We start from the raw sequence: 26,335 nt of genomic DNA on the forward strand, positions 1-26,335 counted from the left end.
AGCAGGAGATCCCAAATTAGCACTATCCCCTGATGCTGGGGGATGTGTGAGGTAAGTCACCATAAAAAAGTCGTATGTTGAATAATATTTTCAACTAGGTTATCAATCTGTAATTAGAAGATTGTTCTTTTGCACATAATGGAGTGGCTATGCGTGTTGTCATACTGGGAAGTGGTGTCGTTGGGGTAACCAGCGCCTGGTATTTAAGTCAGGCGGGACATGACGTAACCGTTATCGATCGTGAATCCGGTCCGGCGCTTGAAACCAGCGCGGCGAACGCCGGGCAAATCTCTCCGGGGTATGCGGCGCCGTGGGCTGCGCCGGGCGTTCCGCTGAAAGCGATTAAATGGATGTTCCAGCGCCATGCGCCGCTGGCCATCAGCCTTGACGGCACGCAGTTCCAGCTGAAGTGGATGTGGCAGATGCTGCGCAACTGCGACACCCGCCACTACATGGAGAACAAAGGGCGCATGGTGCGCCTGGCGGAATACAGCCGCGACTGTCTGAAAGCGCTGCGCGCGTCGACGGGGATTGAGTATGAAGGCCGCCAGGGCGGCACGCTGCAGCTGTTCCGCACCGAGCAACAGTACGAAAATGCCACTCGCGATATCGCCGTGCTGGAAGATGCCGGCGTACCGTACCAGCTGCTGGAAGCCAGCCAGCTTGGCCAGGTTGAACCGGCGCTGGCGGAAGTGGCGCACAAGCTGACCGGCGGCCTGCGCCTGCCAAATGACGAAACCGGCGACTGCCAGCTCTTTACGCAACGTCTTGCGCAAATGTGCGAGCAGGCGGGGGTGAAGTTCCGCTTTAACACCTCCGTCGACAAGCTGCTGTCGGAAGGCGAAAAAATTTACGGCGTGAAGTGCGGCGACGAGGTAATCAAAGCCGATGCCTACGTGATGGCGTTTGGTTCGTACTCCACCGCCATGCTGAAAGGCATTCTCGACATTCCGGTCTATCCGCTGAAGGGCTACTCGCTGACCATTCCGGTGAAAGAAGAGAGCGGCGCCCCGGTGTCGACCATTCTGGACGAAACCTACAAAATCGCCATTACCCGCTTCGACAACCGCATTCGTGTGGGCGGCATGGCGGAAATTGTTGGCTTCAACACCGAACTGCTGCAGCCGCGTCGTGAAACGCTGGAGATGGTCGTGGGCGATCTCTTCCCGCGCGGCGGTTTTGTTGAGCAGGCGACGTTCTGGACCGGCCTGCGTCCGATGACCCCTGACGGCACGCCGATCGTAGGGCGCACGCCGTTTAAAAACCTGTGGACCAATACCGGACACGGCACGCTCGGCTGGACAATGGCCTGCGGATCGGGCCAGCTGCTGAGCGACCTGATTTCCGGGCGCACGCCGGCAATTCCGTTTGACGATTTAAGCGCCGCGCGCTATCAATCGGGGTTTACGCCTTCGCGTCCACAGCACCTGCACGGCGCGCATAGCTAAGGAGTTGTCATGTCCCGTCCTGTTCTGGCCCAGCTGAACCTGCAGGCCCTGAAGGATAATCTGCAAATTGTTCGTCGGGCGGCACCGGGTTCGCGCGTCTGGTCGGTGGTGAAAGCGAATGCCTACGGCCACGGTATCGATCGTATCTGGAGCGCGCTGAGCGCGACCGACGGTTTTGCGCTACTGAATCTGGAAGAGGCCATTCTGCTGCGCGAGCGCGGCTGGAAAGGGCCGATTCTACTGCTGGAAGGGTTCTTCCATGCGGACGATCTGCCGCTGCTGGATAAGTACCGGCTGACCACCAGCGTTCACAGCAACTGGCAGATTAAGGCGATCCAGGATGCGAAGCTCCATGCTCCGCTGGATATCTATCTCAAGGTGAACAGCGGCATGAACCGCCTGGGCTTTCAGCCTGAGCGGGTGCATACGGTCTGGCAGCAGCTGCGCGCCATGAAAAACGTGGGCGAAATGACGCTGATGGCGCATTTTGCCGACGCGGAAAAACCCGACGGTATTGCCGATGCCATGGTCCGCATTGAGCAGGCGGCAGAAGGGCTGGATTGCCCGCGCTCGCTGTCGAACTCGGCGGCCACGCTGTGGCATCCCGAGGCGCACTATAACTGGGTGCGCCCGGGGATCGTTCTCTACGGCGCGTCTCCCTCCGGTGAGTGGCAGGATATCGCCAACAGCGGCCTGAAGCCGGTCATGACCCTGCGCAGTGAAATCATTGGCGTGCAGACGCTGAAGGCCGGGGACACGGTGGGCTACGGCAGCCGCTACCGGGCAAAGGGCGAGCAGCGGATTGGCATCGTGGCGGGCGGTTATGCCGACGGCTACCCGCGCATCGCGCCGACCGGCACGCCGGTCTGGGTCGATGGGGTTCGCACGGGAACGGTGGGCACCGTATCTATGGATATGCTGGCCGTTGACCTGACGCCATGCCCGCAGGCGGGCATTGGCTCACCCGTCGAGCTGTGGGGTAACGAAATCAAAATTGATGACGTGGCTGCCGCGGCGGGCACGGTGGGGTATGAATTGATGTGCGCGCTGGCCCCTCGAGTGCCGGTTGTGACGGTGTAACCTACGTTCGCCGGGTGGCGCTAACGCTTACCCGGCCTACGTTAGAGGGTTTTGTAGGCCGGGTAAGGCGAAACCGCCACCCGGCAAAAAAACTACTCCGCTTCCTCATCCATCGGTCTTAAACCGACTTTCCGCACCGCGTTATCTTCTTTTTCGGCAACGGTCCAGATCATCCCGGCAAACTCTACCTGATCCCCCACGACCGGGGCAGCGCCAAGCCGCTGCTGGATGATTTCGCCCAGCGTTTGCGGGTTATCACCGTCTTCAGCACCTTCATCCAGACCGTAAATCAGCGCCACATCCGCAAATTTAGCGCTGGCTTCCAGAATAAAATCGCCGAAGAAACGCTGATCCAGCGCCACCGGAGGCGACTGGCTGAACAGCTTGCCCAGCGCGGGCAGGTCGCGCTCGCGGCCAATGACGCAGAGAATATCCCCCTCGCGCAGGCGGGTGCTGCCGGTAGGGTGCAGCAGGACATTATCGCGGAACAGGGCGGCAATGCGCGTTTCGGCAGGCATGTGCAAATCGCGCAGCGAGGCCCCCACGCACCATTTGTCGGCGCTCAGCTGATAGACGAACTGTTCCCACGGGTTCTCCGGATGAATATCGAGCCCCACGCGGGAGACCGGCCAGCCCACGGGCGGGACCACCACTTTGGCTTTTTTCGCCGCCCACCCGAGCGAGGTTCCCTGGAACAGCAGGGAAATCAGCACCACGAAGAACGCCACGTTAAAGAACAGCCGCGCGTTATCCAGACCGGCCATCATCGGGAACACCGCAAGGATAATCGGCACCGCGCCGCGCAGCCCCACCCAGCTGATAAAGACCCGCTCGCGCAGGTTGAAGCCGCGAAACGGCAGCAGGCCTGCAAATACCGACAGCGGACGGGCGAAGAAGATCATCCACGCGGACAGCAGCAGCGCCGGAACGGCGATCGGCAGCAGGTCCGATGGCGTAACCAGCAGGCCCAGCACCAGGAACATGCCGATTTGCGCCAGCCACGCCAGGCCGTCAAAGTTCTGCAAAATGGCATGGCGGTTGCGAATAGGGCGGTTGCCCATCAGGAACCCGCAGAGATAGACCGCGAGAATACCGCTGCCGTCCACTGCGGTGGTGACGGCAAAAATAAGAATGCCGCCGCTCAGCGCCAGCAGGGGGTAAAGCCCCGCGGGCAGCGAGATGCGGTTGATCGTCTGCTGTAAGAGGTATCCCCCCGCCAGGCCGATGACAATCCCCAGACCGAACTGCTGCAGGATATGTAACGCAAACATCCAGCTCAGCCCGCTTTCATGCTGCTGAATCATCTCGATAAGCGTAATGGTGAGAAATACCGCCATCGGATCGTTACTACCGGATTCAATCTCAAGCGTGGAGCCAACGCGTTCGTTAAGCCCTTTTCCGCCGAGCAGGGAAAACACCGCTGCCGCATCGGTTGAGCCCACGATGGCGCCAATCAGCAAACCTTCCATGATATTGAGATGGAAAAGCCACGCGGCCATCATCCCGGTGAGGCCAGAGGTAATCAACACGCCGACCGTGGCGAGCGACAGCGCAGGCCCTAAGGCCACGCGGAAGGAGCTCGCCTGGGTGCGCATCCCGCCGTCCAGCAGGATCACCGCCAGCGCGAGGTTACTCACCATGTAGGCGAAGGGGTAGTTATCGAAGGGGATACCACCAATGCCATCAATGCCGGCCAGCATGCCGATGGCGAGGAAAATGACAAGAATAGGTATGCCGAGACGCGATGAAAATGAACTTAATAAAATACTGCTGGTTACAAGGACGGAACCCAAAATGAAAAGGCTGATTATCGCTGCGGCATCCAATGTTCTCTTACTCCCACCTCAATGTTAACGCTGTTACTAAAACCCTAACATATTAACAACGGCAACAGCGTTTTATTAAGGGGGTATAACGGCTTTTTTATGCCTTTATGACAGGATGGCCGCTGATGGTCAGCCGAGTGCCGGAATCGTTGTGGATCAGGGAGGCATGCGCCCCCAGCGCCAGGGTGACGGTTTGCTGCTCATGGCCGAAATCCAGACCGGTGATGACCGGAATATCCAGCCGCGAGCGAACGAAGTCGACCATGGTCTCCAGGGAGTAACCCGCGTCATAGTCATTCGGAGCAGAGCCGCTGAAGCTGCCCAGCACAATCGCGGACTGGCGTTCAAGAATACCGGCATGATAAAGCTGCAATAGCATGCGTTCGACGCGGAACGGATGTTCGTTGATATCTTCCAGCACCAGAATGCCGTCCTCGATTTGCGGCATCCACGGCGTGCCGATGAGCGAGACCAGCATCGCCAGATTGCCGCCCCAGAGCTGGCCTTCACATTCCCAGTGCGGCCCATTGCCTTGCCACTCCACGCTGTAGGTAGAATTGCGCAGCGCGCGCCAGAAATGTTCCACGGTAAACGCATCCAGCTCCGGTGCGCCGAAGTTACCGGCCAGCATCGGACCGCTGAAGGTGATGACGTTATGCAGGGCCAGCAGCCCAAGCTGGATGACGGTGAAATCGCTGTGGCCGCAGATCAGCAGCGGATCCTGCTGCTGGCGCAGCGCCAGCCCCTGCCAGTCAATGCTCTCCAGCAGCCGGCTCGCGCCATATCCGCCGCGCACCGCAAGCACAACCCGGTTTTCGCCCGTCAGGTTCACCAGACTATTGATATCATTCAGCCTCTGCGCTTCGGTACCGGCAAAACGCTGCTGGCGGCGGGGGATAATCGTCTGATTTTCTACCTGATGGCCAGATTCCAGCAAACGCTGAACGCCCCGCTGCGCCGCGTCCTGGTTAATGCAGTAGCCCGACGGCGCGATGAGATGAAACTGAGACATGGCAATTCCTTGCTGAATGAGAAACTAATTGTCTATATCATGCCGCTTATACGCTGCCTGCTTCAAGAGGCGGCGCACCGCGATGACCGGCTATAAGGATAGATGACGTGAATTTGAGATGGTTTGCTTTTTTGATTGTGTTGCTCGCTGGCTGTAGTTCAAAACATGATTATCAAAACCCGCCCTGGAACCCGGAAGTGCCGGTGAAACGGGCCATGCAGTGGATGCCAATCAGTGAGCAAGCCGGGAAGGCCTGGGGCGTCAGCCCGCGTCTCATCACGGCGATCATTGCGGTGGAGTCAGGCGGTAATCCCACGCTTGTCAGCAAATCCAACGCGGTGGGGCTGATGCAGCTTAAAGCGTCAACGGCGGGGAGAGAGGTTTACCGCTACATGGGCTGGAACGGCCAGCCGTCGACCAGCGAGCTGAAAAACCCGGAACGCAACATTTCAATGGGCACGGCCTATCTGAGCATTATGGAGCATGGCGTGCTGAAGGGGATTAAGGATCCAGAGGTGATGCAGTACGCGCTGGTGGTGTCTTACGTTAACGGTGCCGGCGCGTTGCTCAGAACCTTCTCCTCTGACCGCAAAGAGGCGATAGAAGAGATTAACGGCATGGACAAAGACGAATTCTTTGAACATGTGGCGAAAAATCACCCGGCACCACAGGCGCCTCGTTATATCTGGAAAGTACAGAAAGCGATGGATGCCATGTAATGCCGCAGACGGGCGGCGGTCACGCTGCCCGATTTCTTCACAGGACCTTATTTGCGCGTTCCCGCGCCTCTCGCTCCAGGGAATAGATAATACGCTGAAGCTCACGCTCTGCGCCGGGCCCGACGTTGAGGAAACGGAAGCTCAGACGCGGCGTGGTGATAGTTTCATTTTTGCTGTCCACGACGGTGCGGTCGCTGATCGCAATCAGCTGCGCATCGAAATAAAAGCGACCCCAGCCCCCCATATCCAGTTCGATTTGCGTAAACCGCATGCCCTCTACCAGCCCGTCCGGTTTCGGCGTATCCATCAGCGCGCCCATGCCGCCCAGCGACAGATCGAAGAGGCGGAAGCGGATCTCTTTTTTGTCCGGCATTTTGGCCTTACAAAAATAGGCGGGATGGAGCGGGGCGCTGATGCGGAAATATTCACGACGCTGAACAAACCAGAGATTGGTCGGAAGCGGGGTAACAAAAGCCGGCAGTCCCTGGTATTCGCTCAGTTCCAGCCGCGACAGGACAAACTCCACTTTGGCGCCCTGCGTTTCGGCCATCACCGCGATATTCTCCGCTTTCAGCGCCGCGCGGTTTTCATACTCCTGACTGCCTAAATCAATCACCAGCCGATCCTGCGAGGCGTCAAGGATCTTGCTGATGAACTGATTATTCGACCAGCTGATGCGCAGCGGCACTTCACCTTTTTGCAGGTCGCGTAATACCCCTAATACAGCCAGCGGATTTTGCTTGAGGAACTGCTCACTGTAATGACTCACGCCGGATGGCTCCTTGATTGATGACAGACTGTCTTAGCGTTATCGGCAATCTGCAATGAAACTTAATACAAACCGGTGAGTTTTTTTTGCCTGTTTAACCAAAGATAAGTCGGTGAGATGAAAATGATTTTCCGGCGATGACCTATACTTAAGTTAGCTGTGCAGAAGGTTTTCTGCGCACGCGTTAAACCTGCAAGAGGGCATCGCTATGGGTATCATCGCCTGGATTATCTTTGGTCTTATTGCTGGCGCTATCGCTAAACTGATCATGCCGGGAAACGATGGCGGCGGCTTTATTCTGACCTGTGTACTCGGGGTCGTTGGTGCGGTTGTGGGCGGCTGGCTGGCGACGATGTTTGGCTTTGGAGGCAACATAAGTGGTTTCGACCTGCACAGTTTTCTGGTCGCTGTCGTGGGTGCCATTGTGGTGCTGGGCATATTCAGGTTACTGCGACGAGCATAAATTGACGTAAACGGCTCTCTGCGGAGGGCCGTTTTTTTTGCCTGAGTATTGATTTGTTAATCTAAATGATAATAATTGTCGTTCCGTATTGCATCTAACAACAAGACGACATTATGAATACCTCACGTTTTACGCTTTGCGCTCTGGCAGGGGCCATCACGCTGGCATTGCAGGTCCCGGCGTTTGCCGAAGAATCCACCATCGTCGTCACGGGCTCAGAGCAGGGCAGCGCGCTGCCGGTCTGGACGAACAGCGCCACGAAATCGGCCGTTGCCGAAAGTAAAACGCCGCAGGTCATCACGACCCTCACTGCGCCGGAAATTGAAAAGCGTCACGCGAATTCGGTGAATGAAATCCTGCGCTATGCCCCGGGCGTCTCAACCGAGGTGCGGGGGAATACCTCCTACATGAGCGAATATAAAATTCGTGGCTTTACCGTTGACCAGGAGTTCTACAACGGGCTGCAGCTGCCCTATAACGTCACCGGCAATACCAAAGCGCGCATCGATCCGCTGCTGATCGACAGCGTTGATATCCTGAAAGGCCCCTCATCGGTCCTTTACGGCGGCGGTTCGCCGGGCGGGCTGGTGAATATTCAAAGTAAAAAACCGCAGCGGGAAGCCCGGACCGAAATCGGCGTTAACACCGGAAACCGTAATCTGAAAGAGGGATACCTCGATTCAACCGGGCAGATTGCCGACAGCGACTGGAACTACCGTCTGCTGGGCAAAGCGACGGAAAACGACGATCAGCCGCACACCACCCGGTATGAAAACTACCTGGTTGCTCCATCCGTCACCTGGCAGCCGGACAGCAAAACCCGCCTCACCCTGGACGCGCTGGCGCAAAACACCCCGAGCCTGACACCGTCTAACCCGCTGCCGCTCGCCTACCTGCACTCGAAATATGCGAGCAAGCGCGATTATGCCGGAGACGAATGGAGCGGGTTTAAGCAGCGTCAGTGGATGCTGGGCTACAGCTTTGAACATGAGTTTGACAGCGGCTGGGGCTTTAATCAGAAAGCGCGCTATTTCGACGTCGATACCCACCAGCGCAGCGTCTACGCGACAGGGACGGGAAGCGAGGCGTATCAGCTCAACCGCTTTGCCTACACCACCGATGAAGACCTTAAGAGCTTCAACATCGACAACCAGGTGACCAAAACCGTTGCCCTTGGCGACTGGAAACACCACCTGCTGGCCGGGTTTGACTATCAGAAGCTGAATTCCCATTTCCATTATCGCTACGCGTCGGCCACGCCGGGCATCGATATGCGGCATCCTGACTATTCGCAGATCCAGGAAAGCGCGCTGGGGCTCTATACCGCCCAGAAAAACCGTCTCAGCTATCAGCAGAACGGCTATTACTTACAGGATCAGGTAGAGTTTGGCGGCCTCAACCTGCTGGGCAGCCTGCGCTACGACGATTACCGCTCCGTTACCACCAACTACCTGCAAAACGGTGATAAAGCCTGGGTATCGCAGGATCGCGTCACCAAACGCCTGGGCGCGCTTTACGCCTTCGATAACGGGATTTCGCCGTTTATCAGCTATTCAGAAGGTTTCGCGCCGGTGTCACCGCAGGGTACGCTCGTGGCGAAAGACGTCAAACCGACTACCAGCAAGCAGGTGGAAGGCGGGGTGAAATATCTGCTGGCCGACTACGCCACCACCTTTACCGCCTCGGTGTTTAACATCCGGCAGAAAAATGTCGTCACCTCCGATCCGGGCTTCCTGAACTATCGTCAGACCGGGGAAGTGGAATCCAAAGGGGCAGAGCTCTCCGCCATCAGCCGTCCGACGGACAACCTGACGCTGATTGCCAACTATGCGTACACCCACGCGATCAACCGGGAAGATGACAAATACAAAGGCAAACGTCCAACGCAGGTACCGGAAAATGCCTTCAACCTCTGGGGGGATTACACCTTTGACAACACGCCGCTGAAAGGACTGATGCTGGGAGCGGGCGCACGCTACACCGGGCCGATGGAAATCTCTCCGGCAAACGATGCGGGTAAACTGGGCGGCACCACGCAGTACGATCTGGCGGCCTCGTACCGGATGGGCGAAATCCTGCCTTCGCTGGCAGGGCTAACGCTTAAAGCCAGCGCGCAGAATATCACCAATAAAGAGACGCTGACCTGCTACGACGCGACCAACTGCTGGATTGGGCGTGACAGGACGTATCAGCTAGGGGCGAGTTATAGTTTCTAAGGAACCAGGGGAACCCCGTCAAAATGCGCAATCGTACTGCCCCCTCTCCCTTGAGGGAGAGGGCTGGGGTGAGGGGGAACATACGGCTGTGGTGGTCATTCCGTTCACTTCATGTTCCTTGCTACTCTGTAACGATGTGACCGGTGAACGTGCCAGGGTGGCTCAGTCGCCGCCACCCTGGCAACCCGGGCTCCCGGCGGTAAATCGCCGCTTCGCGGTGCCCTCGGCGTATTCCTTCCGGCTTATCGGGGACGGGCGGAGGTAACATCCCTGTAAAGCCCGCCCTCTCGGCGCATCCATGCGCCTCGCCCCGGCCGGAAGGCAAACGCCTCAGCGATTTACAGCCGGACCATGGCATCGCTGAAAGCGTTCAAGCGTTCTGAAACAACGTTATTGCTTCTGCTCAAAACTTACTGGCTAACCTTCTCCCGGAGGGAGAGAGCCAGCACGCGCAGGCCGGGTAAGGCGTAGCCGCCACCCGGCAATACCCTTACTGCGCCGCAGCTTTCACCGGCTCAGCCTCCTCATTTGCCGCAGGCTGATTCTCCGGCACGCTGTCGCACGGTTTTGCTTTCGGACAGACCCGATCCAGCATTTTCAGCGTCACGCCGTTACTCCAGCCGAAGCCGTCCTGCAGCGGATACTCACCGCCGCCGCCGCCCGTACCGGTTGTCGAGACGTCATACTTCTCGACCAGTTTCTTTTCGCGGTCGTAAGTATGCTGAACGTTCTTCAGGAAGCGCCAGGTCACGTCCATAGAGACCTTCTTCTGTCCGTAATTCTGCAGCCCTTCCGCGGCCACCCACTGCAGCGGGGCCCAGCCGTTTGGCGCATCCCACTGCTGGCCGCTATTGACGGTGGTGGTCGCAATACCGCCCGGCTTCAACAGGCGCGACGAGGTTGCCGCGGCGACTTTATCGGCCCGATCCTGCGCGGCCGCCTTCACGTAAAGCGGGAACAGGGCTGCCGCCGTGAGCTGATTGCGTACCTTCTTGCTTTTCAGATCGTAATCCGCGTACCAGCCCTCTTTATCATTCCACAGGTGGCTCTCGATGGCTTTCTGACGCGCCGTCGCCAGCGCCTCGTATTTGCTTGCGCTGGCGGCGTCGCCACTCTCCTGGCTTGCCCGCGCCAGCAGTTTTTCCATCTTGAACATCAGGGCGTTCAGGTCCACGGGGACAATGCTGGTGGTTCGGATGGTGCCGAGCTTTTGCGGATCGTCCATCCAGCGGGAGCTAAAGTCCCAGCCCGAGGCCGCAGCGGAACGCAAATCACGGTAGATCTCGGTCGCAGGCCGGTTAGGGTTACTTTTGGCGGTATTCACGTCGTCAAGCCAGGACTCCGGGCGCGGGGTATCGCGGTCGTCCCAGTAGCGGTTGAGGATAACGCCGTCGTCCAGCTTCACCACGCGTTTGTTAGCCTGCCCCGGCTGAAGGGCGTCGACGCCGTCCATCCAGTAGGCATACTCTTTCTCCATCTGCGGACGGTACTTCTTCAGCGCATCGCTGTCGTGGGTCGCCAGCAGTTCAACCATCATTGAGAAAAACGGCGGCTGGGAGCGGCTCAGGTAATAGCTGCGGTTGCCGTTGGGAATGTGGCCGAAGGTGACAATCTCATACGCAAAGTTATCCACCATGTCGCTGATTTTGTCCCAGTGATCGCTCTCTGCCAGGCCCAGCATGGTGAAATAGCTGTCCCAGTAGTAGACCTCGCGGAAACGTCCGCCGGGCACAACGTAAGGTTTGGGTAACGGCAGCAGGGAATCCCATTTGTTGCTGGCTTTATCCGTGGTGCGCGTCAGCACGGGCCAGAGATCGTCGATGTGCTCACGTAAACTTTGTCCAGCAGGCGGAACATATTTTTCCCCTTCCGCAGGGAGCGTAAAGTTCATCTCGACAAAGTGGCGTAAGTCAAAGCTGGACTGCGCGTGCTGCATCCGGTAATCCGCCAGAATCATCAGCGGGTCGCTTTTGGGGACGGCATCCGCAAAGGTTTTCTGATCGGGAAACAGTTTGGCGCTTTGCACATCGTTAAATAGAGGGCCCAGCAAAATATCGGGTGAGGTTGTCTGGGCTGCGGGGCTATCGTCGGCATAACCGCAAGTCGTGACGCCGAGCAGCGCGCCTCCTAACGCAAGGGGCAAGAATGCGGGGCGTAGTGTACGAGGTCTTATCATCAGTTCGTCTCCTGTCTTCACTAAACAGCGTGACCGCTGTTGTCAATCACCTGAAAACCTTAGACGAATATTGCCCGCTTCGCGTTAATAATTGCCTGCCCATCAGACCTCTTCCGGCGTCTGGCTGGCTTCCCGCAGCGTGCCCGGCGCATGTCCTATGATGCGCTTAAATGCCCGGCTAAATGCCGCCAGAGAGCCGTACCCCAGCCGCAGCGCGACGGTTTCAATCGGCTGATTTTCGTGGCGAATGTACTGGATGGCCAGCCGCATCCTCAGCTCGCTGAGATATTTTGCCGGGGTGGTTCCCGTCGCGGCCAGGAATCGTTCGGCGAACACGGAACGGGACGTGCCCGCTTCTTTTGCCAGATCCGCCACGCTCCAGTTCAGGCCGGGCTGCTGGTGCATGGCGTAAATGGCCCGGCTCAGGCGCGGGTCGCGCAGAACCTGCACCCAGCCGGTGGCTTTACCACATCCGCCTTCAACCCAGCCACGCACGATTAACGCGGCCACCACGTCGGCCAGACGCGCAAGGATCCCGGCGTACCCGGCCTGACGCGAAACGGATTCCCGCTCCATCGCCGCCAGCAGCGGGTGGATCTCCGGCCAGGTGGACATCAGCCGGCTGACCATCATCACTTCCGGCATCGCCTTGATCAGCGGCTGCATCCCGCCCAGCTCAAAATCCATGCACCCGCTAAAGATGATGGTGTTCTCGCTTTCCGGGCAGGGTTCGCAGGTGATGGCACACACCGAGCTGCAGATGGGCTCGCTGGGAAAGGCATTGACGGGCGTAATGGTTGCCCGCTCGTCAGAGAGCAGGGCATGAGAATTACCGCAAGGAATAAAGAGGGCATCGCCGCTGCTCAGTTCGAACGTCGCACCGCTTTCCATTCGCAGCAGGGCGCTACCGTGGCTCACAAAATGAAACTGCGCCCTACCGGGCGCCTGATGGAAGGCGACGCCAAACGGCGCGCTGGCCTGGATCCGCCGGTATTTCACACCTGACAGACGCATGCCGCGTAAAAGTTCGCTGATCAGATCGGGTGACTGTACGGTCATGGCGCAACTCCGGACGAATAATCAATAAGTGGAGATTATATGTCATAGATCGTCCAGGGTGAACCTTCTATGCTTTTGCGACAGTTGTCACATTTTTATAACGGGAGAAAAACAGATGAATTCATGTGTCGCGGCGAGCGAGGCGGTAGCGCCTGCAAAACCCGCCTGGCGGGCCGTCTATTCACTGGGGCTGGGGGTGTTTGGTTTGATTACGGCAGAATTTCTGCCCGCCAGTCTGTTAACGCCGATGGCCGCGAGCCTGGGCGTGAGTGAAGGAATGGCCGGACAGGCCGTCACCGCCACCGCGCTGGTGGCGCTGGTGACCGGACTGCTGATTACGCCGGCGACCAAAAGCATTGACCGCCGCTGGGTGCTGATGTTTTTCTCGGTGCTGCAAATTATCTCCAGCCTGCTGGTGGCCTTTGCGCCCAACCTGCACGTCCTGCTGATGGGGCGCCTGCTGCTGGGGATCGCCATCGGGGGATTCTGGGCGATGTCGACGGCGACGACGATGCGCCTGGTTCCGGCGGATAAAGTGCCGAAGGCGCTGGCGGTGATCTTCTCCAGCGTATCGATAGCCACGGTGGTCGCGGCGCCGCTGGGCAGCTATCTGGGCAGCCTGATCGGCTGGCGCAACGTCTTTGTGCTCTGCATTCTGCCGAGCATGCTGGCGCTGCTGTGGCAGCTCTGGGTCCTGCCGTCCATGAAGCCGGAGAGCAGCGGCAGCCTGAGTACGCTGTTCCGCGTGCTGCGTCGTCCGGGGATGATCGGCGGCATGCTGGCGACCATCCTGATTTTCAGCGGCCATTTCGCCTTCTTTACCTACCTGCGCCCGTTCCTGGAAACGGTGGGGCAGGCGAGCGTGGAGACCATTTCGCTGATCCTGCTGGGCTTTGGGCTGGCCAACTTTGTCGGCACCTCGGTTGCCGGGCATCTGCTGGCACGAAATCTGCGCCTGACGCTGGCGCTGGTGCCGTTCGCGATGGGCGTTCTCGCGCTCACCATGGTGGCGTTTGGTCATCTGGCGATGCTGGACGGGTTCCTGGTCGCGCTGTGGGGCTTTGCATTTGGTCTGGTTCCGGTGGGCTGGTCAACCTGGCTTGCCACTACCGTTCCGGATGAAGCCGAAAGTGCAGGCGGGCTGCTGGTGGCCTCAATTCAACTGGCGATAAGTGCCGGTGCGGCCGGGGGCGGCGCGGTATTTGACCTCAACGGCGCCAGCGGCGTATTCGCCGGAAGCGGGCTTCTGCTGGTAACGGCGATGGTGATTGTGCTTATGGGCGTGAAAGTGAAAGCAGAGTGAGCCTTTTCCCTCTCCTTGGGGAGAGGGACATAACGGTTGTTCATTGTTCTATGCTGTTGCTCTTTCATTCCAGGTGTCTTTAAACATGATATTCCCGTCGCAATATTTCCATTCAATCGATTCATAGCGAAGTTCGACTTCTTCCATATGCGCACTTGCGATACCGAGCGGGTGCAATACTGGCGAGATCCTGGTTATTTTGACGTTTTCCAGAGTGATATTGAAGTATCCGCGCTCAATACCGGCGTCATCAATTTTATACATTTTGATTAATGCCGTTTTGAAGGTTTTACCTGTACATACGGCACGAAAAAGATGGGGTGTGATGCGATCTATTTCTTTTTCAAAGGTAATGGGAACATGAAGGCGCGTTCCTGTCAGTTTTCCCGTGTTGGAACTGGTCGGGATCCAGACGGAGTGATTAAACGATTTGAGTTCGGTAGAGCCCAATCTTGTAGGCATTAAACACTCGCCTGAAACGGGCGCGTTATTTTCATCAGTAAACCATATATGTGCTGGCGTAGACATTTATTGATCCTTTGTTTTGTAACGAAATGCAATGAAGTACACAACTAATACAATAATCCCAACGATTCGTAGTGCAATTTTTTCGTTTTCTATAAAACTCACTACGACAGCACCGAGAATGATGGCGAATATTCCAGTGCCATACCAAAAAAAATCATCCAGAATGTCTTGTAAGAAAGTTTTTAAAAATTGTTTCAAAAATGCTTTTATCGATTGCCACATTATCGCATCATTCTATTCAGCGCATCAGCAATTTCGCTATCGGATGCAGTGTTTAAGTTAAGATAACCGGCTTTCATTATCACCGGTTCAATAAGGAAATACATCATTTCCAGCTTTTCAACATACAGCGCATGGTAAAATAACGGCTGAAATTTTTTAAGTGTATTTGCGCTGTCTGCCGCATGCTGAACTATAGCGTAAAGGTTTAATACGGTAATTACACCTCCTGTGCTCAAACCAACCTTTCTCATAAATGCACTTTTTACGGCCGCGTTCATTTTATTACCATAACAGATGTATGACGTGGCGGCATAAATCAAACCGCTCTTAGATACTTGCTTTACTGAATAGTTTGTTGTAAATGGTATTAATTTTTCGAGAATAATTTTTCTTTGAATAATGGATCTGTTCTGAAGCATCGTTTCAATATAAATCCTTACCATTCTAAAAATTACATCTCTATGCTTAACAAGCTCGGCGACTCCTGCTAAAAACCTCAAATCTTCCGAACCCAATTTTTTACAGACATCCTGATAATTATCAGTGAAGCAAGACGTATAATAAAGCAATCGCGTGGTAGCATCACCAAGATTATTTAAATATTCGATGGCACCGTCCTTTACCCCCGCGACGGCGCGATCGAGCCTTAATGCAAGATCTTTATCGGATCCAATTCTTTCTATAATTTCCTTGCTGTAATACATAATATGGTCCTGTTGTATGCAGGGTGTATCATGGTCTACGCTATCGTCTAAGGACAGTGATCGGACTCGCACTTTTAAACGTAAAGTAAAGAATAAACATTAACCTATTTTCTAAGTTAATTGGTGCGTTTTTATAATTGATGCGATGAATTAAAAAGAGTTAAATAATCTTGAGATTATTAAGAATTATATATTCAGCGAGGAATGGGGAGATATTACTGAATGATGACATAATTTGTAGGCCGGGTAAGCGCAAGCGCCACCCGGCATCACGGTAAGACTTACAGTCCTTTCTTATCCATCCACACCGCCAGATCCACCAGACGGTTTGAGAAGCCCCACTCGTTGTCGTACCACGCCAGGATCTTCACCATGTTCCCGCCAATCACCAGCGTGGAAAGCCCGTCGATAATCGAGGAGCGTGGGTCGCCCTGGTAATCGCTGGAGACCAGCGGTTCATCGCTATAGCCCAGAATGCCTTTCAGAGGCCCGCTGGCGGCCGCGTTGCGGAACGCGTCATTCACCTCTTCGGCGGTTACGTTACGGCTCAGCGTTACCGTTAAATCTACAATCGACACCACCGGCACCGGCACGCGCAGGGAGTACCCGGTCAGTTTGCCGTCAAGGGATGGGATCACTTTCCCCAGCGCTTTTGCCGCGCCGCTTGAGTAAGGCACAATCGACAGCGCCGCCGCGCGCGCGCCGCGCAGATCTTTCTCCGGCTGATCGTGCAGCGCCTGGCTGTTGGTGTAGGCGTGCGTGGTATTCATCAGGCCATGCTCAATCCCGAACTGCTGATGCAGAACCTGAGCGGCCGGTGCCAGACCGTTCGTGGTGCAGCTCCCGTTACTCACCACCGCGTGACGGGCGGGATCGTACTGCTCGTGATTAACCCCCATCACAATCGTCAGGTCGTCGTTCTTCCCGGGAGCGGAAATGATGACGCGCTTGGCGCCGCCGTGGGTGATATGCACCGCCGCTTTTTCCCGCTCGGTAAAGAAACCGGTGGCCTCAATCACCACGTCAACGCCGACGTCACGCCACGGGATATTCGCCGGATCGCGTTCGCTAAATACGGCGATCCGCTGCCCGTCTACCTGCAGCGCGCCGTCTGCCGCTTCAACCGGGGCGGGAAGCTTGCCCAGAAGGGAATCATGTTTCAGCAGGTGGGCGAGGGTTTTACTGTCCGTCAGATCGTTAATGGCCACAATCTGCAGATCCGGGTTACCCAGCGCCGCGCGCAGGAAATTACGTCCGATACGGCCGAAACCGTTAATACCGACCTTAACCATGGTGCACTCCTTATCTCTGTTGTCTGGAGTCACTGTAGGCGTCGGGCCCTTTGGCGTAAATGACAAAAAAGGATCAGATTACGCCATTTTGCGGCAGTGGAAGCGCTGGCGGTACTCGCCGGGCGTGAGGTGGAGCTGTTTCTCAAAGATGCGGCGCAGGTTAATGCTGGTGCCAAACCCGCTTTGCTCGGCAACGCGCTCAAGGGAGTCATGGGTCTGCTCAAGCAGCTGGCGGGCCGCGGCCAGCCGCGCTTCGGTCACGTAGCGGGCCGGAGAAACTCCCGCGTCGCGGGTAAACACGCGGGTGAAATTACGCGGGCTCATCGCCGCTTTCTCGGCCAGATTTTCCACGCACAGGTCGGCGGTGAGGTTTTGCAGGATCCAGGTTTGCAGTTCGCTTATCGGGCCCGATGTGCCGGGCTGCTGCAGGCTGTAACGGCTGAACTGCAGCTGGCCGCCGGGACGGCGCAGATACATCACCATATCCTGCGCCACGTCGCGGGCGAGGGTAAATCCGTAATCGTCTTCCACCAGCGCCAGGGTCAGATCGAACCCGGAACTCACGCCGCCGGAGGTCCAGATGGGACCATCCTGAATATACAGCGGACCGCCTTCGACGTGGATAGCGGGATACTGGGCTTGCATCGTCTCCAGTAGCCGCCAGTGGGTGGTCGCGCGGCGACCGTCCAGCAGGCCGGTCTGGGCCAGCAGCATCGCGCCGCCGCAGATAGAGGCTACCCGCCGGGCGTGCGGCGCAGCGAGGTGCAACCAGTCCACCACCGCCGTGCTCTCCAGCTCGTTCATGCCGCGTCCGGTGATGATAATGGTGTCCAGCGGTTCACGCGGATCCAGCTCCGGCAGGCGATAGTCCGCCAGCAGATTCAGGCCGGACTGGCCGTGGATCACCTGGTGAGGCTGGGTGGTGGCGATGATAATCCGGTAGCGGGGCTGCGCAAGACCTTCCGGATGCAGCCGGTTGGCCTGCATCAGAATGTCGGCGATACCGGCGGCTTCAAACAGCATGCCGCCGTCGGGAACAATAATCAGGATCTTCTTCATGTCCTGAAAAGTACCTTTATCACAGAATAAGTCAAGCGACGCGTGCGCCCCACGTTTCTGGCAAAGCAAAGCGATTTAAGTTCTTTGTTATTTCAGTCGTTATCCCCGATCGTCAAAGAATTATCTCTGGCGAAACGGCGTCTGAAGGAATGAGTCAACGAAGCTCCCTCTATTTACATCCGCAACAACGCGAACAAATCCGCCATCTTGCATCGGGTTTTTTATGGCGCAGCGAACTGCCCACGTGGCTGTTGATTATCACGATTTATGCAGGCTGGTTTGCCACGCTGGCGTTCTGGCAAACGCTCGGCCTGCTGCCCGCCACGCTCCTGCTCATCGGGTTTACCGCCTGGTACATGTCCCTGCAGCATGAGCTGATCCACGGGCACCCCACGCGTTTTGCCTGGCTCAACCAGCTGTTTGGCACGCTCCCGCTGGCGGTCTGGTATCCGTATGGCCTGTACCGGGACTCCCATCTCGCCCATCATCGGCACCATAGCCTGACCCATCCGGTGGATGACCCGGAGTCGTACTATTTTACCGACGAGAGCTGGGCGCGCTTTTCCCCCTGGCAGAAACGTACAATTCGGGCGCGGAATACCTTCGCCGGGCGGCTGGTGCTGGCCCCGCTGCTGGATATCCTTCAGACGCTGGGCACCGCCGTGGCGGCATTTCGTCACCTTCACCTGCGGGCGATGGCGATGTGGCTGGTTCACGTTTTGCTGCTGGTGGCGCTCTTCGCCTGGATGACGCGTACCGGTTTTTCACCCGTCTGGTTTGTACTGGCCGTCAGCTATCCGGCGCTGGCGCTGACCAAGATCCGATCGTTTTTCGAACATCGCGCGGCGGACGACCCGCTGGCGCGCTCCGTGATTAACGAGGCCGGGTTATTCTGGCGGGTACTGTTTTTGAATCTCAACTACCATTCAGTGCATCACGATCTGCCGGGCGTTCCCTGGTACGGGCTGAAGGCCATCTACCAGCAAAACCGGGAGGCGTACCAGCAGCGAAACCACGGTTTTCTCGTCAGGGGCTATGGTGAATGGCTGCGTCAGTTCTGGGTGAGACCCGTCGACGTCACCGTTCATCCCGCAAAACAACAGGGGGAAGGGTATGAGTAACCTGCTGGCGTTTCCCATGTATGCCGTGGATCGCGCCGACACCCGCGCGCTCTGGCTGGCGGTAAAGGGGCTGCTGGTCGCGCGCGGTGTGTCCGTCGATCGTGACCCCGGCTGGCCGGAGTCTGACCTGCTGACCCACTGGCAACAGCCAGCGCTTATCCTCAGCCAGACCTGCGGTTATCCGCTGGTCACGCAGCTCCCGGACGTGCAGGTGGTCGGCTGTTTTCACTACGCGGCGCCGGGCTGCGAAGGGATCCAGTACCGCAGCTTTCTGGCGGTGCGCGAGGAGGATCGGCACCTGACGCTGGCGGGTTTTCGCGGACGTCGGGCGGTCTGTAATTCCCCGGATTCCCAGTCCGGCTACAATGCGCTGCGAAAAATAGTGGCTCCCCTGCTGAGCGGCGGTCCCTTTTTCGCGCAAACGTCCTTCAGCGGCAGCCATCGCCAGTCGCTGATTGATGTGAAACGCGGGGCGGGGGATATTGCGGCCATCGACTGCGTGACCTGGGCACTGCTGCAGCGCCATGAGCCGGAACGCCTTGCGGGACTGGCGGTCATTGGCCGCACCCCGCTGACGCCGGGACTGCCGCTGATTACCTCGCATGACACCTCGCCTGAAACGCTTAACGCCATTCGCGATGCGCTTCACGAGCTGGTGGATGCGCCGGAATACCGGGAAGTGCGCGACGCGGTGCTGATCGGCGGTTTTAGCGAGGTGACGCGCGAGGCCTACGCCTCATTGTCCGCGTGATAAATCTCCTGCGCGTCGGTAAAACAGCGCAGCGCCAGCGAGGAGACGGGCTTCTGCCTGCGCATAATCAGGCCGACGGGAGCCTCAATGTTCGCGTCGGCGATGGGGACAATCCTGAAGTTGCCGTTCAGTGCCTCCAGCCCGTTGTTCAGCGGCATCACGGCGCAGCACACGCCGCTCTGAACCGCCTGAATGATCTGGAACGTCGAGTCGCTTTCGAAAACGGACGTGGGTTCGATGCCGGCAGATTTAAAGCTGGCCTCCATATGCGCCCGGTAGTGCATCCCTTTGGTCAGAAACCCCAGCGGAAAATCCGTCAGGTCGTGCCACGTCAGCGCTGCCTGGCCGAGCTGGAAATGGCGGACGTCGTGCAGCAGGCCCATCTTTGTTTTTGGCAGCTGGATAATGTCAAACAGGCTGGTGTCGATGCTGTTGAGGTAGCAAATTCCCAGCTCAAGCTGATTGCGGCTGACGCCGTCGGCGATCTGCGCTGAGGACATGGAATAGAGGCTGTAGGTCAGCTCCGGGTATTTTTGCGTTAGCTGGCGAATAAAGATCATCGGATCCACGCTCGCCAGCGGCACCATCCCCAGACGTAATTCGCCCACCACCTGGCCTTTGCACAGCGCCGCTTCCGCCTGTAACCCGTCGTGTGCGGCAAGCAGGGCGCGGGCCCACGCGAGGATGCGTTCCCCCTCCGGCGTAAACCCTTCAAAGCGCTGCCCGCGCACGATCAGCACCAGCCCCAGCTCCTCTTCCAGGCTGCGGATGCGCATGGAGAGGGTCGGCTGGGTGACGTTGCACTGCGAGGCCGCTTTACCAAAGTGGCGGGTCTCGTCGAGCGCGATTAAATATTTTAACTGTTTAATATCCATCATTATCTCTGCGCGAGCAGCCTTACAGCATGCGGATCTCTTTCGAGCGCAGGGTGATGCGAACCGGAACGGATTTATACGACGGCGTACCGCTGTCCTTATCCAGATAATCAAGCGGTACCAGCACGTTGGCCTCCGGGTAATAGGCGCCGACGGTGCCCGGCGCGATGCTGTACGCCACCACGGTAATGTCCTTCAAACGCTGGACGCTGCCGGGGAGGGCGGTTTCGATATCCACGCGGTCGCCGTGTTCCAGGCCTGACTGCGCCATATCGTCTTCGTTCATAAACAGCACGTCGCGGCGGCCAAACACGCCGCGGTAGCGGTCGTCCAGCGCGTAAATGGTGGTGTTGTACTGGTCGTGGCTGCGCAGCGTGATTAACCGCAGAACGTGCTCACCTTCGCCGCTGGCGTTCTCGTGAACGCCGTCGAACACCGAGAACATCGCTTTTCCCGTCGCCGTTGGCCAGATGCGTTGCGTCGGCGGCAGCGGCATGCGGAAGCCCCCGGGAACGCGGATCCGCGCGTTGTAGTTCTCAAAGCCCGGAATGGTCTGCTCGATCAGATCGCGGATCCGGTCGTAATCTTCTACCAGCGTCAGCCAGTCCACGCGGGTTTCCGGCAGCGTGGCTTTCGCCATGCCGGCGACGATAGCCGGCTCCGAACGGAGCAACGGCGAGGCGGGCTTCAGCTTGCCGGACGAGGCGTGCACCATCGACATGGAGTCTTCGACGGTAATGGACTGACGGCCGGTGGCCTGGAGATCCAGCTCGGTGCGGCCGAGACACGGAAAGATAAAGGTCTCTTTGCCCACCAGCAGATGGGTACGGTTGAGCTTGGTCCCGACGTGCACGCTCAAATCCAGGTTACCCATCGCCGGAAAACCCCGCTCGTGATCGGGCATCGCGACGGCAAAATTACCCCCGAGGCAGATGAGCGCCTTCGCGCGGCCGTCGATCATCGCCTGCGTGGCCTGCACCGCATCGTGTCCGTGGTGAGACGGCGGCTCAAAGCCGAAAACGTCCTTCAGACGGTTCAGGAAGGCCGGGGTAGGCTTCTCGCTGATCCCGACGGTGCGGTTCCCCTGAACGTTAGAGTGGCCGCGCAGGGGGCAGATTCCCGCGCCGGGCTTGCCGATGTTTCCGCGCAGCAGCAGCAGGTCAGCGATCAGGCGGACGTTTGCCGTACCTTTATTGTGCTGGGTAATGCCCATCCCGTAGGTAATGATGGTGGCATTTGATTTCGCATAGGCGTCGGCCACCTTTTTGAGCGCCGCCCGGTTCAGGCCCGATTCGCGCTCGATCTCGTCCCAGCGGGTTTGCGCGATATCGGCGGCGAAGTCCTCACTGCCCTGGGTGTGTTCGGCAATAAACGCATGATCCAGCACGTCACCGCGTTCGGCCTCCATTTCCAGCAGATGTTTGGCAATGCCTTTCAGCGCGGCGGCATCGCCCCCGGCCTTCACCTGGAAATAGGTCGAGGCGATATCCGTTGAGCCGTAGGTCGCCATTTCAATCACGCTTTGCGGGTCGGCGAAGCGTTCGAGGGCGCGCTCGCGCAGCGGGTTAAAGACGATAATCGGCACGTTGCGACGGGCCAGCTCGTGGAGCGTCCCCATCATTCGCGGATGGTTGGTGCCGGGGTTGTGGCCGATGGAGATCACCAGCTCGGTCTTATCGAAGTCGTCCAGCGAGACGGTGCCTTTCCCGATGCCAATCGAACGCGGCAAACCGACGCTGGTGGCCTCGTGGCACATATTCGAGCAGTCGGGGAAGTTATTGGTGCCGTATTCGCGAGCGAACAGCTGGAACAGATACGCCGCTTCGTTAGAGGCGCGTCCGGAGGTATAGAACTCGACCTGGTCCGGTTCGAGCCCGCGCAATACTGCGCCGATGCGGTGAAACGCCTCTTCCCAGTCGACGGGCCGGAAGGTATCGCTTGCCCGGTCATAGCGCAGGGGATGCGTCAGTCGACCGTAGCCTTCCAGTTCAAAGTCCGATTTTGCCAGCAGCGAGGAGACGCTGTTTTCGGCCAGAAACGCGGGGGTAACGCGTTTGCTGGTCGCTTCCCAGGTCACGGCTTTTGCGCCGTTCTCGCAGAACTGGAACGTCGACTTGTGTTCTTTATCCGGCCACGCGCAGCCCGGGCAGTCGAAACCGTCAGGCTGGTTGGTGCGCAGCAGCGTGGCGGGAGCATCCAGGGTATCCATTTGGGTACGTACCGCGATGGCCGTCGCTTTTAACGCGCCCCAGCCTCCGGCAGGACCGTCATAGTGTCTGATACCCGGCACCGAGCGTCTTTTCTTATTCATACCCACTCCTGATTTCTTCGGTCACACAACGTCTGAACCCATAAAAACGCTGCAAAGGACAATAAGTGAAAGCAATGACGACCGGATGGCTATGCGCATGCGGTGTAGAAAAATGCTTTATCTTAAATTCGTTTTATTACAGCGATTTATCAGATCTGATGTTTAAATATTTAAAGAAATTATAACGAAATTTTATCATTTTAATAATAAATCTTATCTATCACACGGTAGGCAAGATAGATGAGGCGAGCAGGAGAGGATGTAGCAACAATAAAATTTCGAATGAAGGCTGCGGGCGGCAGCAATAAACACGCGTCGCAGCTGGCGGACCATTGCGAGCATTTTTTGGCGGCGATAATGTCAGGATGGTTAACTCAGGCTTAATGATTAAAGGATAAAATTCAGGCCTGGTTGGGTAATTGTCGCAACGCGAAATATAAAGTTATTTTGAGGCGTAAAATTAACGTCGTGCAACATAAGTGAAATAGTCACATTCACGTTAACACGTGCATTCAATATTAAAGTTACCCTGTTAGTGCAACAAATAATTCATCTTTCATATATTCTGCTGACCTCACCAATACGCGAATTCTACTAATTATGGTAGTGGTGATAATAGCCATATTGCGTTAATGAAAGTGGTTATCTTTTGTATTTTTTGTATATAAAACAAATGATTGCAATGTTTTGTGGCTAAGAAATAAAAGGGTGTAGGTCATATCGGGTTTTTTCATAGGATTAATCCTATAATTTTCCGACTGCTTCATTTACCAACAGTTACGTACCGGTAAATATTGAATTGAGACGAAGCTCATGTAAACTTGTTTACCGTTTGTCAAAATATGTCAGGAAGACACTGGGCCTTATTCTGAAGGGCTCGTGCGGTAGCTATGCCCTTAAAATAGTAACGCCCCGAAAATATCCTGGCTATTTTAACAATAGCACCTAAGTCAAACTTCACTCCCTTATCTTCATCATCGAAATATCGCTACGGAAAAGCATATGAAAATGCGCGTACTGTTTTCACTTCTGTTTGTAATGGCGGTGGCGGGCTGTAAAGCGCCGCAGAAACCTGTGATCAACGACGATACGATCGAGACCAGCCAGGTCAACGGCGTGACCTTAACCCACCGTCACGCTGTGACGCCGCCGGCGGAGTTCAACCCGGTCAACGAACCGTATCGCGCCATGTATCCAGCCTCCCTGATGAGCCGTCCTGACTTCGGCGGCAAAGTTATCCGCACTCTCGACACCGGAAAAACGTACGTGGTGCTGGGTCAGGTTGAACATTACTGGATGGCGCTTGCCGATGAAGGCAACGATCAGCTGATTGGTTACGTCCCGATGCGCGCCGTGATCAAGGCCGACCTGTACGACGCCGCCGTGCGTAAACAGGCCATTCGTCCGAAGGCGCGTAAAAAAGCGACCTGTGTCGACGTCGATGGCAACAGCAAAGCCTGCAAAGACAGCGCTAACGGTACCTGGATCCTGAACTAAACGGCTTGCATGAGCGCATTTTTATGAATAATAAAAATTTTCATAAGCTGTGGTTATTCTTTTACGCGGTGATTTTCGCCCTGGTCAGTGGTTGTACGTCGTCTTCACACAGCGACCCCTCCCGCTACAATCTGCAGTTTCAGGCTCATCCACAAATCAACGAATCTGCGCCGCTTAAGGTCCGGGTGTTGTTGCTGAAATCCGATGCGGATTTCATGTCCAGCGACTTCTACTCCCTGCAGAACAACGCGTCAGCCACGCTTGGCGCGAATCTGCTGAACAGCGACGTGTTCTTCCTGATGCCGGGACAGCTGTCCAAAACCCTCAGCGGGCAAAGCTCTCCGGAGGCCCGCTACATCGGCGTGATGGCGGAGTATCAGGTGCTGGATGGCAAAAAATGGCGCGTTTCACTCCCTCTGCCTGTGCCTGGCGAAAATCATATCTACCAGTTCTGGAAATGGTCCGCGGATGAACTTCAGGCCAACGTTTTTCTCGACGTGAACGGCATTCGGGTCATCAGCCAGTAACGCGCTTCAACACAGGAAACACATCATCATGACGAAAGCAGAAAAGGTCGTCTGGACCGAAGGCATGTTCCTGCGTCCACACCATTTTCAGCGGACTGAAAGCTATCTGCTCAACCATGTTCGTGAATGGGGCGCGCTACAGCGGTCATATCTCTGGGGCTTTCTTGACGTGGAACTGGATGAAGCGATGCTTCGTCAGGGATGCATTGCCCTGAGCTACTGCAGTGGCTTGCTGCCGGACGGCACCTTTTTCCAGGTGCGTAACGGGCGCAACGGCCCTGCGCCGCTGAAAATTCCTGACAATCTCACCAACGAAAAGGTGGTGCTCGCGCTGCCGGTTCGTCGTGGCGAGAGAGAAGAGGTGATTTTTAGCGAAGAGCCGGCCTCGCTGGCGCGCTTCATCGCTTTCGAGCAAGAGGTGGAAGACGACAACGCCATGTCGGTGGGGGATGCCACCGTCCAGTTTGGCCGTCTGCGTCTGACCCTGATGCTGGAAAAAGACCTCACGGCAGAATGGACCGCCATCGGCGTGGCGTTTGTGACGGAGAAACGTAACGACAACCACGTGCGGCTCGATAACAGTTACATCCCGCCGATGCTCAACGCCAACAACAGCCCGCAGATCTACAGCATGATCAACGATCTGCACGGTCTGCTGGTCCAGCGCAGCCAGCAAATTGGTGGTCGTCTGCGCCAGCCTGGCCGCTTTAACACCTCCGAACTGATTGAGTTCACGCTGCTGTCGCTGGTTAACCGTCATCTGGGCGAGGTTTCTCATTTAAAAACCCTCCCGCTGCTGCATCCGGAAACGCTCTGGCGCAGCTGGCTGCCGTTTGCGACCGAGCTCGCCACCTGGACGTCGCAGCGTACCGCCGAAAGCGTGCTGCCGATTTACGATCATGACGATCTGGCTAACTGCTTCAGCAAACTGATGCTGATGCTGCGTCAGGGACTGTCGCTGGTGATGGAAGACCACGCAATTCAGCTGCCGCTGAACGAACGCTCTCACGGCCTGAACATCGCCACGGTGCCTGAAACCAGCATGGTGCGCGAGTTCGGCTTCGTGCTGGCGGTTAAAGCCAACGTGCCGGGCGAACACCTGCAAACCCATTTCCCGGCGCAGATGAAGGTCGCGCCGGTCTCGAAAATCCGCGATCTGGTTCAGCTTCAGCTGCCGGGCATTATGCTGCGCGCCATGCCGGTCGCGCCGCCGCAGATCCCGTGGCATGCCGGCTACAGCTACTTTGAACTGGAGAAGGGCAGCGAGCTGTGGCACGAGATGGATAAGTCCGGCGCATTTGCCCTGCATCTTGCAGGGGAATTCCCGGGGCTGGATATGGAGTTTTGGGCCATCCGTAGCCCGACAGAATAATAAAG

The 26,335-nt window shown here is 56.9% G+C and carries 23 protein-coding genes; 11 read left to right on the forward strand and 12 right to left on the reverse strand.

All coding sequences use genetic code 11. The features are described from left to right. Nucleotides 1-149 precede the first annotated feature (149 nt). Both HCH49_RS03460 and dadX read left to right on the forward strand, forming a co-directional pair. Nucleotides 150-1,448 (forward strand): D-amino acid dehydrogenase, encoded by a 1,299-nt coding sequence (locus HCH49_RS03460; protein ID WP_032658462.1) that lies wholly within the window; start codon nucleotides 150-152, stop codon nucleotides 1,446-1,448. A gap of 9 nt (nucleotides 1,449-1,457) precedes the next feature. Then, the gene (gene dadX / locus HCH49_RS03465; RefSeq protein ID WP_048979608.1) at nucleotides 1,458-2,528 is read left to right on the forward strand and encodes a catabolic alanine racemase DadX; all 1,071 of its coding nucleotides are present in this window, start codon (nucleotides 1,458-1,460) and stop codon (nucleotides 2,526-2,528) included. 92 nt (nucleotides 2,529-2,620) lie between these two features. Here the strand turns inward: dadX and HCH49_RS03470 are convergent, their stop codons facing one another. Then, nucleotides 2,621-4,354 carry a potassium/proton antiporter gene (locus HCH49_RS03470; protein WP_221702184.1) on the reverse strand — a complete coding sequence of 578 codons (1,734 nt, stop codon included), beginning with the start codon at nucleotides 4,352-4,354 and terminating at the stop codon, nucleotides 2,621-2,623. Nucleotides 4,355-4,451: 97 nt separating this feature from the next. Further along, nucleotides 4,452-5,366, reverse strand: coding sequence for a muramoyltetrapeptide carboxypeptidase (ldcA, locus tag HCH49_RS03475; RefSeq protein WP_047061068.1), 915 nt, complete (start codon nucleotides 5,364-5,366; stop codon nucleotides 4,452-4,454). A 107-nt stretch (nucleotides 5,367-5,473) separates the two neighbouring features. Here ldcA and emtA point away from each other — a divergent pair, with 107 nt between their 5' ends. Next, nucleotides 5,474-6,085 (forward strand): membrane-bound lytic murein transglycosylase EmtA, encoded by a 612-nt coding sequence (emtA, locus tag HCH49_RS03480; protein WP_221702185.1) that lies wholly within the window; start codon nucleotides 5,474-5,476, stop codon nucleotides 6,083-6,085. A 37-nt stretch (nucleotides 6,086-6,122) separates the two neighbouring features. On the opposite strand, the gene HCH49_RS03485 is transcribed toward emtA, so the two are convergent. Continuing rightward, on the reverse strand, nucleotides 6,123-6,854 hold the full coding sequence (locus HCH49_RS03485) for a flagellar brake protein (protein ID WP_023312174.1): 732 nt from the start codon (nucleotides 6,852-6,854) through the stop codon (nucleotides 6,123-6,125). Nucleotides 6,855-7,062: 208 nt separating this feature from the next. Between HCH49_RS03485 and HCH49_RS03490 the strand changes: the two genes are divergently transcribed. Beyond that, nucleotides 7,063-7,317 (forward strand): GlsB/YeaQ/YmgE family stress response membrane protein, encoded by a 255-nt coding sequence (locus HCH49_RS03490; protein ID WP_008502662.1) that lies wholly within the window; start codon nucleotides 7,063-7,065, stop codon nucleotides 7,315-7,317. Nucleotides 7,318-7,430: 113 nt separating this feature from the next. Beyond that, nucleotides 7,431-9,533, forward strand: a complete 2,103-nt coding sequence (locus tag HCH49_RS03495; protein ID WP_221702186.1) for a TonB-dependent siderophore receptor — start codon at nucleotides 7,431-7,433, stop codon at nucleotides 9,531-9,533. Nucleotides 9,534-10,023: 490 nt separating this feature from the next. Here HCH49_RS03495 and HCH49_RS03500 read toward each other — a convergent pair whose 3' ends face one another. Next, a complete protein-coding gene (locus HCH49_RS03500; protein ID WP_221702187.1) occupies nucleotides 10,024-11,709 on the reverse strand; it encodes an alpha,alpha-trehalase in 1,686 nt (561 codons plus the stop codon). Nucleotides 11,710-11,811: 102 nt separating this feature from the next. Then, a complete protein-coding gene (locus HCH49_RS03505; RefSeq protein WP_087822764.1) occupies nucleotides 11,812-12,768 on the reverse strand; it encodes an AraC family transcriptional regulator in 957 nt (318 codons plus the stop codon). Between the two features lie 115 nt (nucleotides 12,769-12,883). Between HCH49_RS03505 and HCH49_RS03510 the strand changes: the two genes are divergently transcribed. Next, on the forward strand, nucleotides 12,884-14,071 hold the full coding sequence (locus HCH49_RS03510) for an MFS transporter (protein ID WP_047741732.1): 1,188 nt from the start codon (nucleotides 12,884-12,886) through the stop codon (nucleotides 14,069-14,071). 48 nt (nucleotides 14,072-14,119) lie between these two features. Here HCH49_RS03510 and HCH49_RS03515 read toward each other — a convergent pair whose 3' ends face one another. The 5 genes from HCH49_RS03515 to HCH49_RS03535 form a co-directional block, all read right to left on the reverse strand. Further along, nucleotides 14,120-14,599, reverse strand: a complete 480-nt coding sequence (locus tag HCH49_RS03515; protein ID WP_221702188.1) for a type VI secretion system tube protein TssD — start codon at nucleotides 14,597-14,599, stop codon at nucleotides 14,120-14,122. Then, nucleotides 14,600-14,821, reverse strand: a complete 222-nt coding sequence (locus HCH49_RS03520) for a hypothetical protein (RefSeq protein WP_221702189.1) — start codon at nucleotides 14,819-14,821, stop codon at nucleotides 14,600-14,602. It lies immediately after the preceding gene. Further along, nucleotides 14,821-15,525: a hypothetical protein gene (locus HCH49_RS03525; RefSeq protein ID WP_221702192.1), complete on the reverse strand. Its 705-nt coding sequence runs from the start codon at nucleotides 15,523-15,525 to the stop codon at nucleotides 14,821-14,823. The genes HCH49_RS03520 and HCH49_RS03525 overlap by 1 nt, the downstream gene beginning before the upstream one ends. 281 nt (nucleotides 15,526-15,806) lie before the next feature. Continuing rightward, nucleotides 15,807-16,817 carry a type I glyceraldehyde-3-phosphate dehydrogenase gene (gene gap, locus HCH49_RS03530; protein WP_048980942.1) on the reverse strand — a complete coding sequence of 337 codons (1,011 nt, stop codon included), beginning with the start codon at nucleotides 16,815-16,817 and terminating at the stop codon, nucleotides 15,807-15,809. Between the two features lie 78 nt (nucleotides 16,818-16,895). After that, nucleotides 16,896-17,876: a GlxA family transcriptional regulator gene (locus HCH49_RS03535; RefSeq protein WP_221702194.1), complete on the reverse strand. Its 981-nt coding sequence runs from the start codon at nucleotides 17,874-17,876 to the stop codon at nucleotides 16,896-16,898. Between the two features lie 149 nt (nucleotides 17,877-18,025). Between HCH49_RS03535 and HCH49_RS03540 the strand changes: the two genes are divergently transcribed. Then, the gene (locus HCH49_RS03540) at nucleotides 18,026-18,997 is read left to right on the forward strand and encodes a fatty acid desaturase (RefSeq protein WP_221702196.1); all 972 of its coding nucleotides are present in this window, start codon (nucleotides 18,026-18,028) and stop codon (nucleotides 18,995-18,997) included. Further along, nucleotides 18,990-19,748, forward strand: coding sequence for a phosphate/phosphite/phosphonate ABC transporter substrate-binding protein (locus HCH49_RS03545; RefSeq protein ID WP_221702198.1), 759 nt, complete (start codon nucleotides 18,990-18,992; stop codon nucleotides 19,746-19,748). Before HCH49_RS03540 ends, HCH49_RS03545 begins: the two co-directional genes overlap by 8 nt. Here the strand turns inward: HCH49_RS03545 and HCH49_RS03550 are convergent. After that, the gene (locus HCH49_RS03550; RefSeq protein ID WP_048980939.1) at nucleotides 19,727-20,623 is read right to left on the reverse strand and encodes a LysR family transcriptional regulator; all 897 of its coding nucleotides are present in this window, start codon (nucleotides 20,621-20,623) and stop codon (nucleotides 19,727-19,729) included. The genes HCH49_RS03545 and HCH49_RS03550 overlap by 22 nt on opposite strands. Before the next feature lie 22 nt (nucleotides 20,624-20,645). Beyond that, the gene (locus HCH49_RS03555) at nucleotides 20,646-22,934 is read right to left on the reverse strand and encodes an FdhF/YdeP family oxidoreductase (protein ID WP_221702201.1); all 2,289 of its coding nucleotides are present in this window, start codon (nucleotides 22,932-22,934) and stop codon (nucleotides 20,646-20,648) included. Between the two features lie 1,002 nt (nucleotides 22,935-23,936). On the opposite strand from HCH49_RS03555, the gene HCH49_RS03560 reads away from it, so the two are divergent. From HCH49_RS03560 to tssK, 3 genes are read left to right on the forward strand one after another with little or no spacing between them, the layout of a single operon-like run. Continuing rightward, a complete protein-coding gene (locus HCH49_RS03560; RefSeq protein ID WP_033145802.1) occupies nucleotides 23,937-24,431 on the forward strand; it encodes a hypothetical protein in 495 nt (164 codons plus the stop codon). Between the two features lie 23 nt (nucleotides 24,432-24,454). After that, nucleotides 24,455-24,958: a type VI secretion system lipoprotein TssJ gene (gene tssJ / locus HCH49_RS03565; protein ID WP_047652274.1), complete on the forward strand. Its 504-nt coding sequence runs from the start codon at nucleotides 24,455-24,457 to the stop codon at nucleotides 24,956-24,958. A gap of 28 nt (nucleotides 24,959-24,986) precedes the next feature. Beyond that, the gene (tssK, locus tag HCH49_RS03570; RefSeq protein ID WP_024909829.1) at nucleotides 24,987-26,330 is read left to right on the forward strand and encodes a type VI secretion system baseplate subunit TssK; all 1,344 of its coding nucleotides are present in this window, start codon (nucleotides 24,987-24,989) and stop codon (nucleotides 26,328-26,330) included. Nucleotides 26,331-26,335 lie beyond the last annotated feature (5 nt).

Source organism: Enterobacter sp. Y17, assembly GCF_019730495.1.
Lineage (GTDB): Bacteria > Pseudomonadota > Gammaproteobacteria > Enterobacterales > Enterobacteriaceae > Enterobacter > Enterobacter asburiae_B.

Excerpts from the sequence above, each read along its gene's own strand:
- HCH49_RS03535 (WP_221702194.1), bottom strand. The coding sequence starts at position 17,876 with ATGAAGAAGATCCTGATTATTGTTCCCGACGGCGGCATGCTGTTTGAA.
- HCH49_RS03510 (WP_047741732.1), top strand. The coding sequence starts at position 12,884 with ATGAATTCATGTGTCGCGGCGAGCGAGGCGGTAGCGCCTGCAAAACCC.
- HCH49_RS03550 (WP_048980939.1), bottom strand. The coding sequence starts at position 20,623 with ATGGATATTAAACAGTTAAAATATTTAATCGCGCTCGACGAGACCCGC.
- HCH49_RS03555 (WP_221702201.1), bottom strand. The coding sequence starts at position 22,934 with ATGAATAAGAAAAGACGCTCGGTGCCGGGTATCAGACACTATGACGGT.
- HCH49_RS03505 (WP_087822764.1), bottom strand. The coding sequence starts at position 12,768 with ATGACCGTACAGTCACCCGATCTGATCAGCGAACTTTTACGCGGCATG.
- HCH49_RS03540 (WP_221702196.1), top strand. The coding sequence starts at position 18,026 with ATGAGTCAACGAAGCTCCCTCTATTTACATCCGCAACAACGCGAACAA.
- tssJ (WP_047652274.1), top strand. The coding sequence starts at position 24,455 with ATGAATAATAAAAATTTTCATAAGCTGTGGTTATTCTTTTACGCGGTG.
- HCH49_RS03495 (WP_221702186.1), top strand. The coding sequence starts at position 7,431 with ATGAATACCTCACGTTTTACGCTTTGCGCTCTGGCAGGGGCCATCACG.
- HCH49_RS03545 (WP_221702198.1), top strand. The coding sequence starts at position 18,990 with ATGAGTAACCTGCTGGCGTTTCCCATGTATGCCGTGGATCGCGCCGAC.
- HCH49_RS03490 (WP_008502662.1), top strand. The coding sequence starts at position 7,063 with ATGGGTATCATCGCCTGGATTATCTTTGGTCTTATTGCTGGCGCTATC.
- HCH49_RS03520 (WP_221702189.1), bottom strand. The coding sequence starts at position 14,821 with ATGTGGCAATCGATAAAAGCATTTTTGAAACAATTTTTAAAAACTTTC.
- gap (WP_048980942.1), bottom strand. The coding sequence starts at position 16,817 with ATGGTTAAGGTCGGTATTAACGGTTTCGGCCGTATCGGACGTAATTTC.
- HCH49_RS03460 (WP_032658462.1), top strand. The coding sequence starts at position 150 with ATGCGTGTTGTCATACTGGGAAGTGGTGTCGTTGGGGTAACCAGCGCC.
- HCH49_RS03515 (WP_221702188.1), bottom strand. The coding sequence starts at position 14,599 with ATGTCTACGCCAGCACATATATGGTTTACTGATGAAAATAACGCGCCC.
- HCH49_RS03500 (WP_221702187.1), bottom strand. The coding sequence starts at position 11,709 with ATGATAAGACCTCGTACACTACGCCCCGCATTCTTGCCCCTTGCGTTA.
- HCH49_RS03560 (WP_033145802.1), top strand. The coding sequence starts at position 23,937 with ATGAAAATGCGCGTACTGTTTTCACTTCTGTTTGTAATGGCGGTGGCG.
- dadX (WP_048979608.1), top strand. The coding sequence starts at position 1,458 with ATGTCCCGTCCTGTTCTGGCCCAGCTGAACCTGCAGGCCCTGAAGGAT.
- ldcA (WP_047061068.1), bottom strand. The coding sequence starts at position 5,366 with ATGTCTCAGTTTCATCTCATCGCGCCGTCGGGCTACTGCATTAACCAG.
- tssK (WP_024909829.1), top strand. The coding sequence starts at position 24,987 with ATGACGAAAGCAGAAAAGGTCGTCTGGACCGAAGGCATGTTCCTGCGT.
- HCH49_RS03525 (WP_221702192.1), bottom strand. The coding sequence starts at position 15,525 with ATGTATTACAGCAAGGAAATTATAGAAAGAATTGGATCCGATAAAGAT.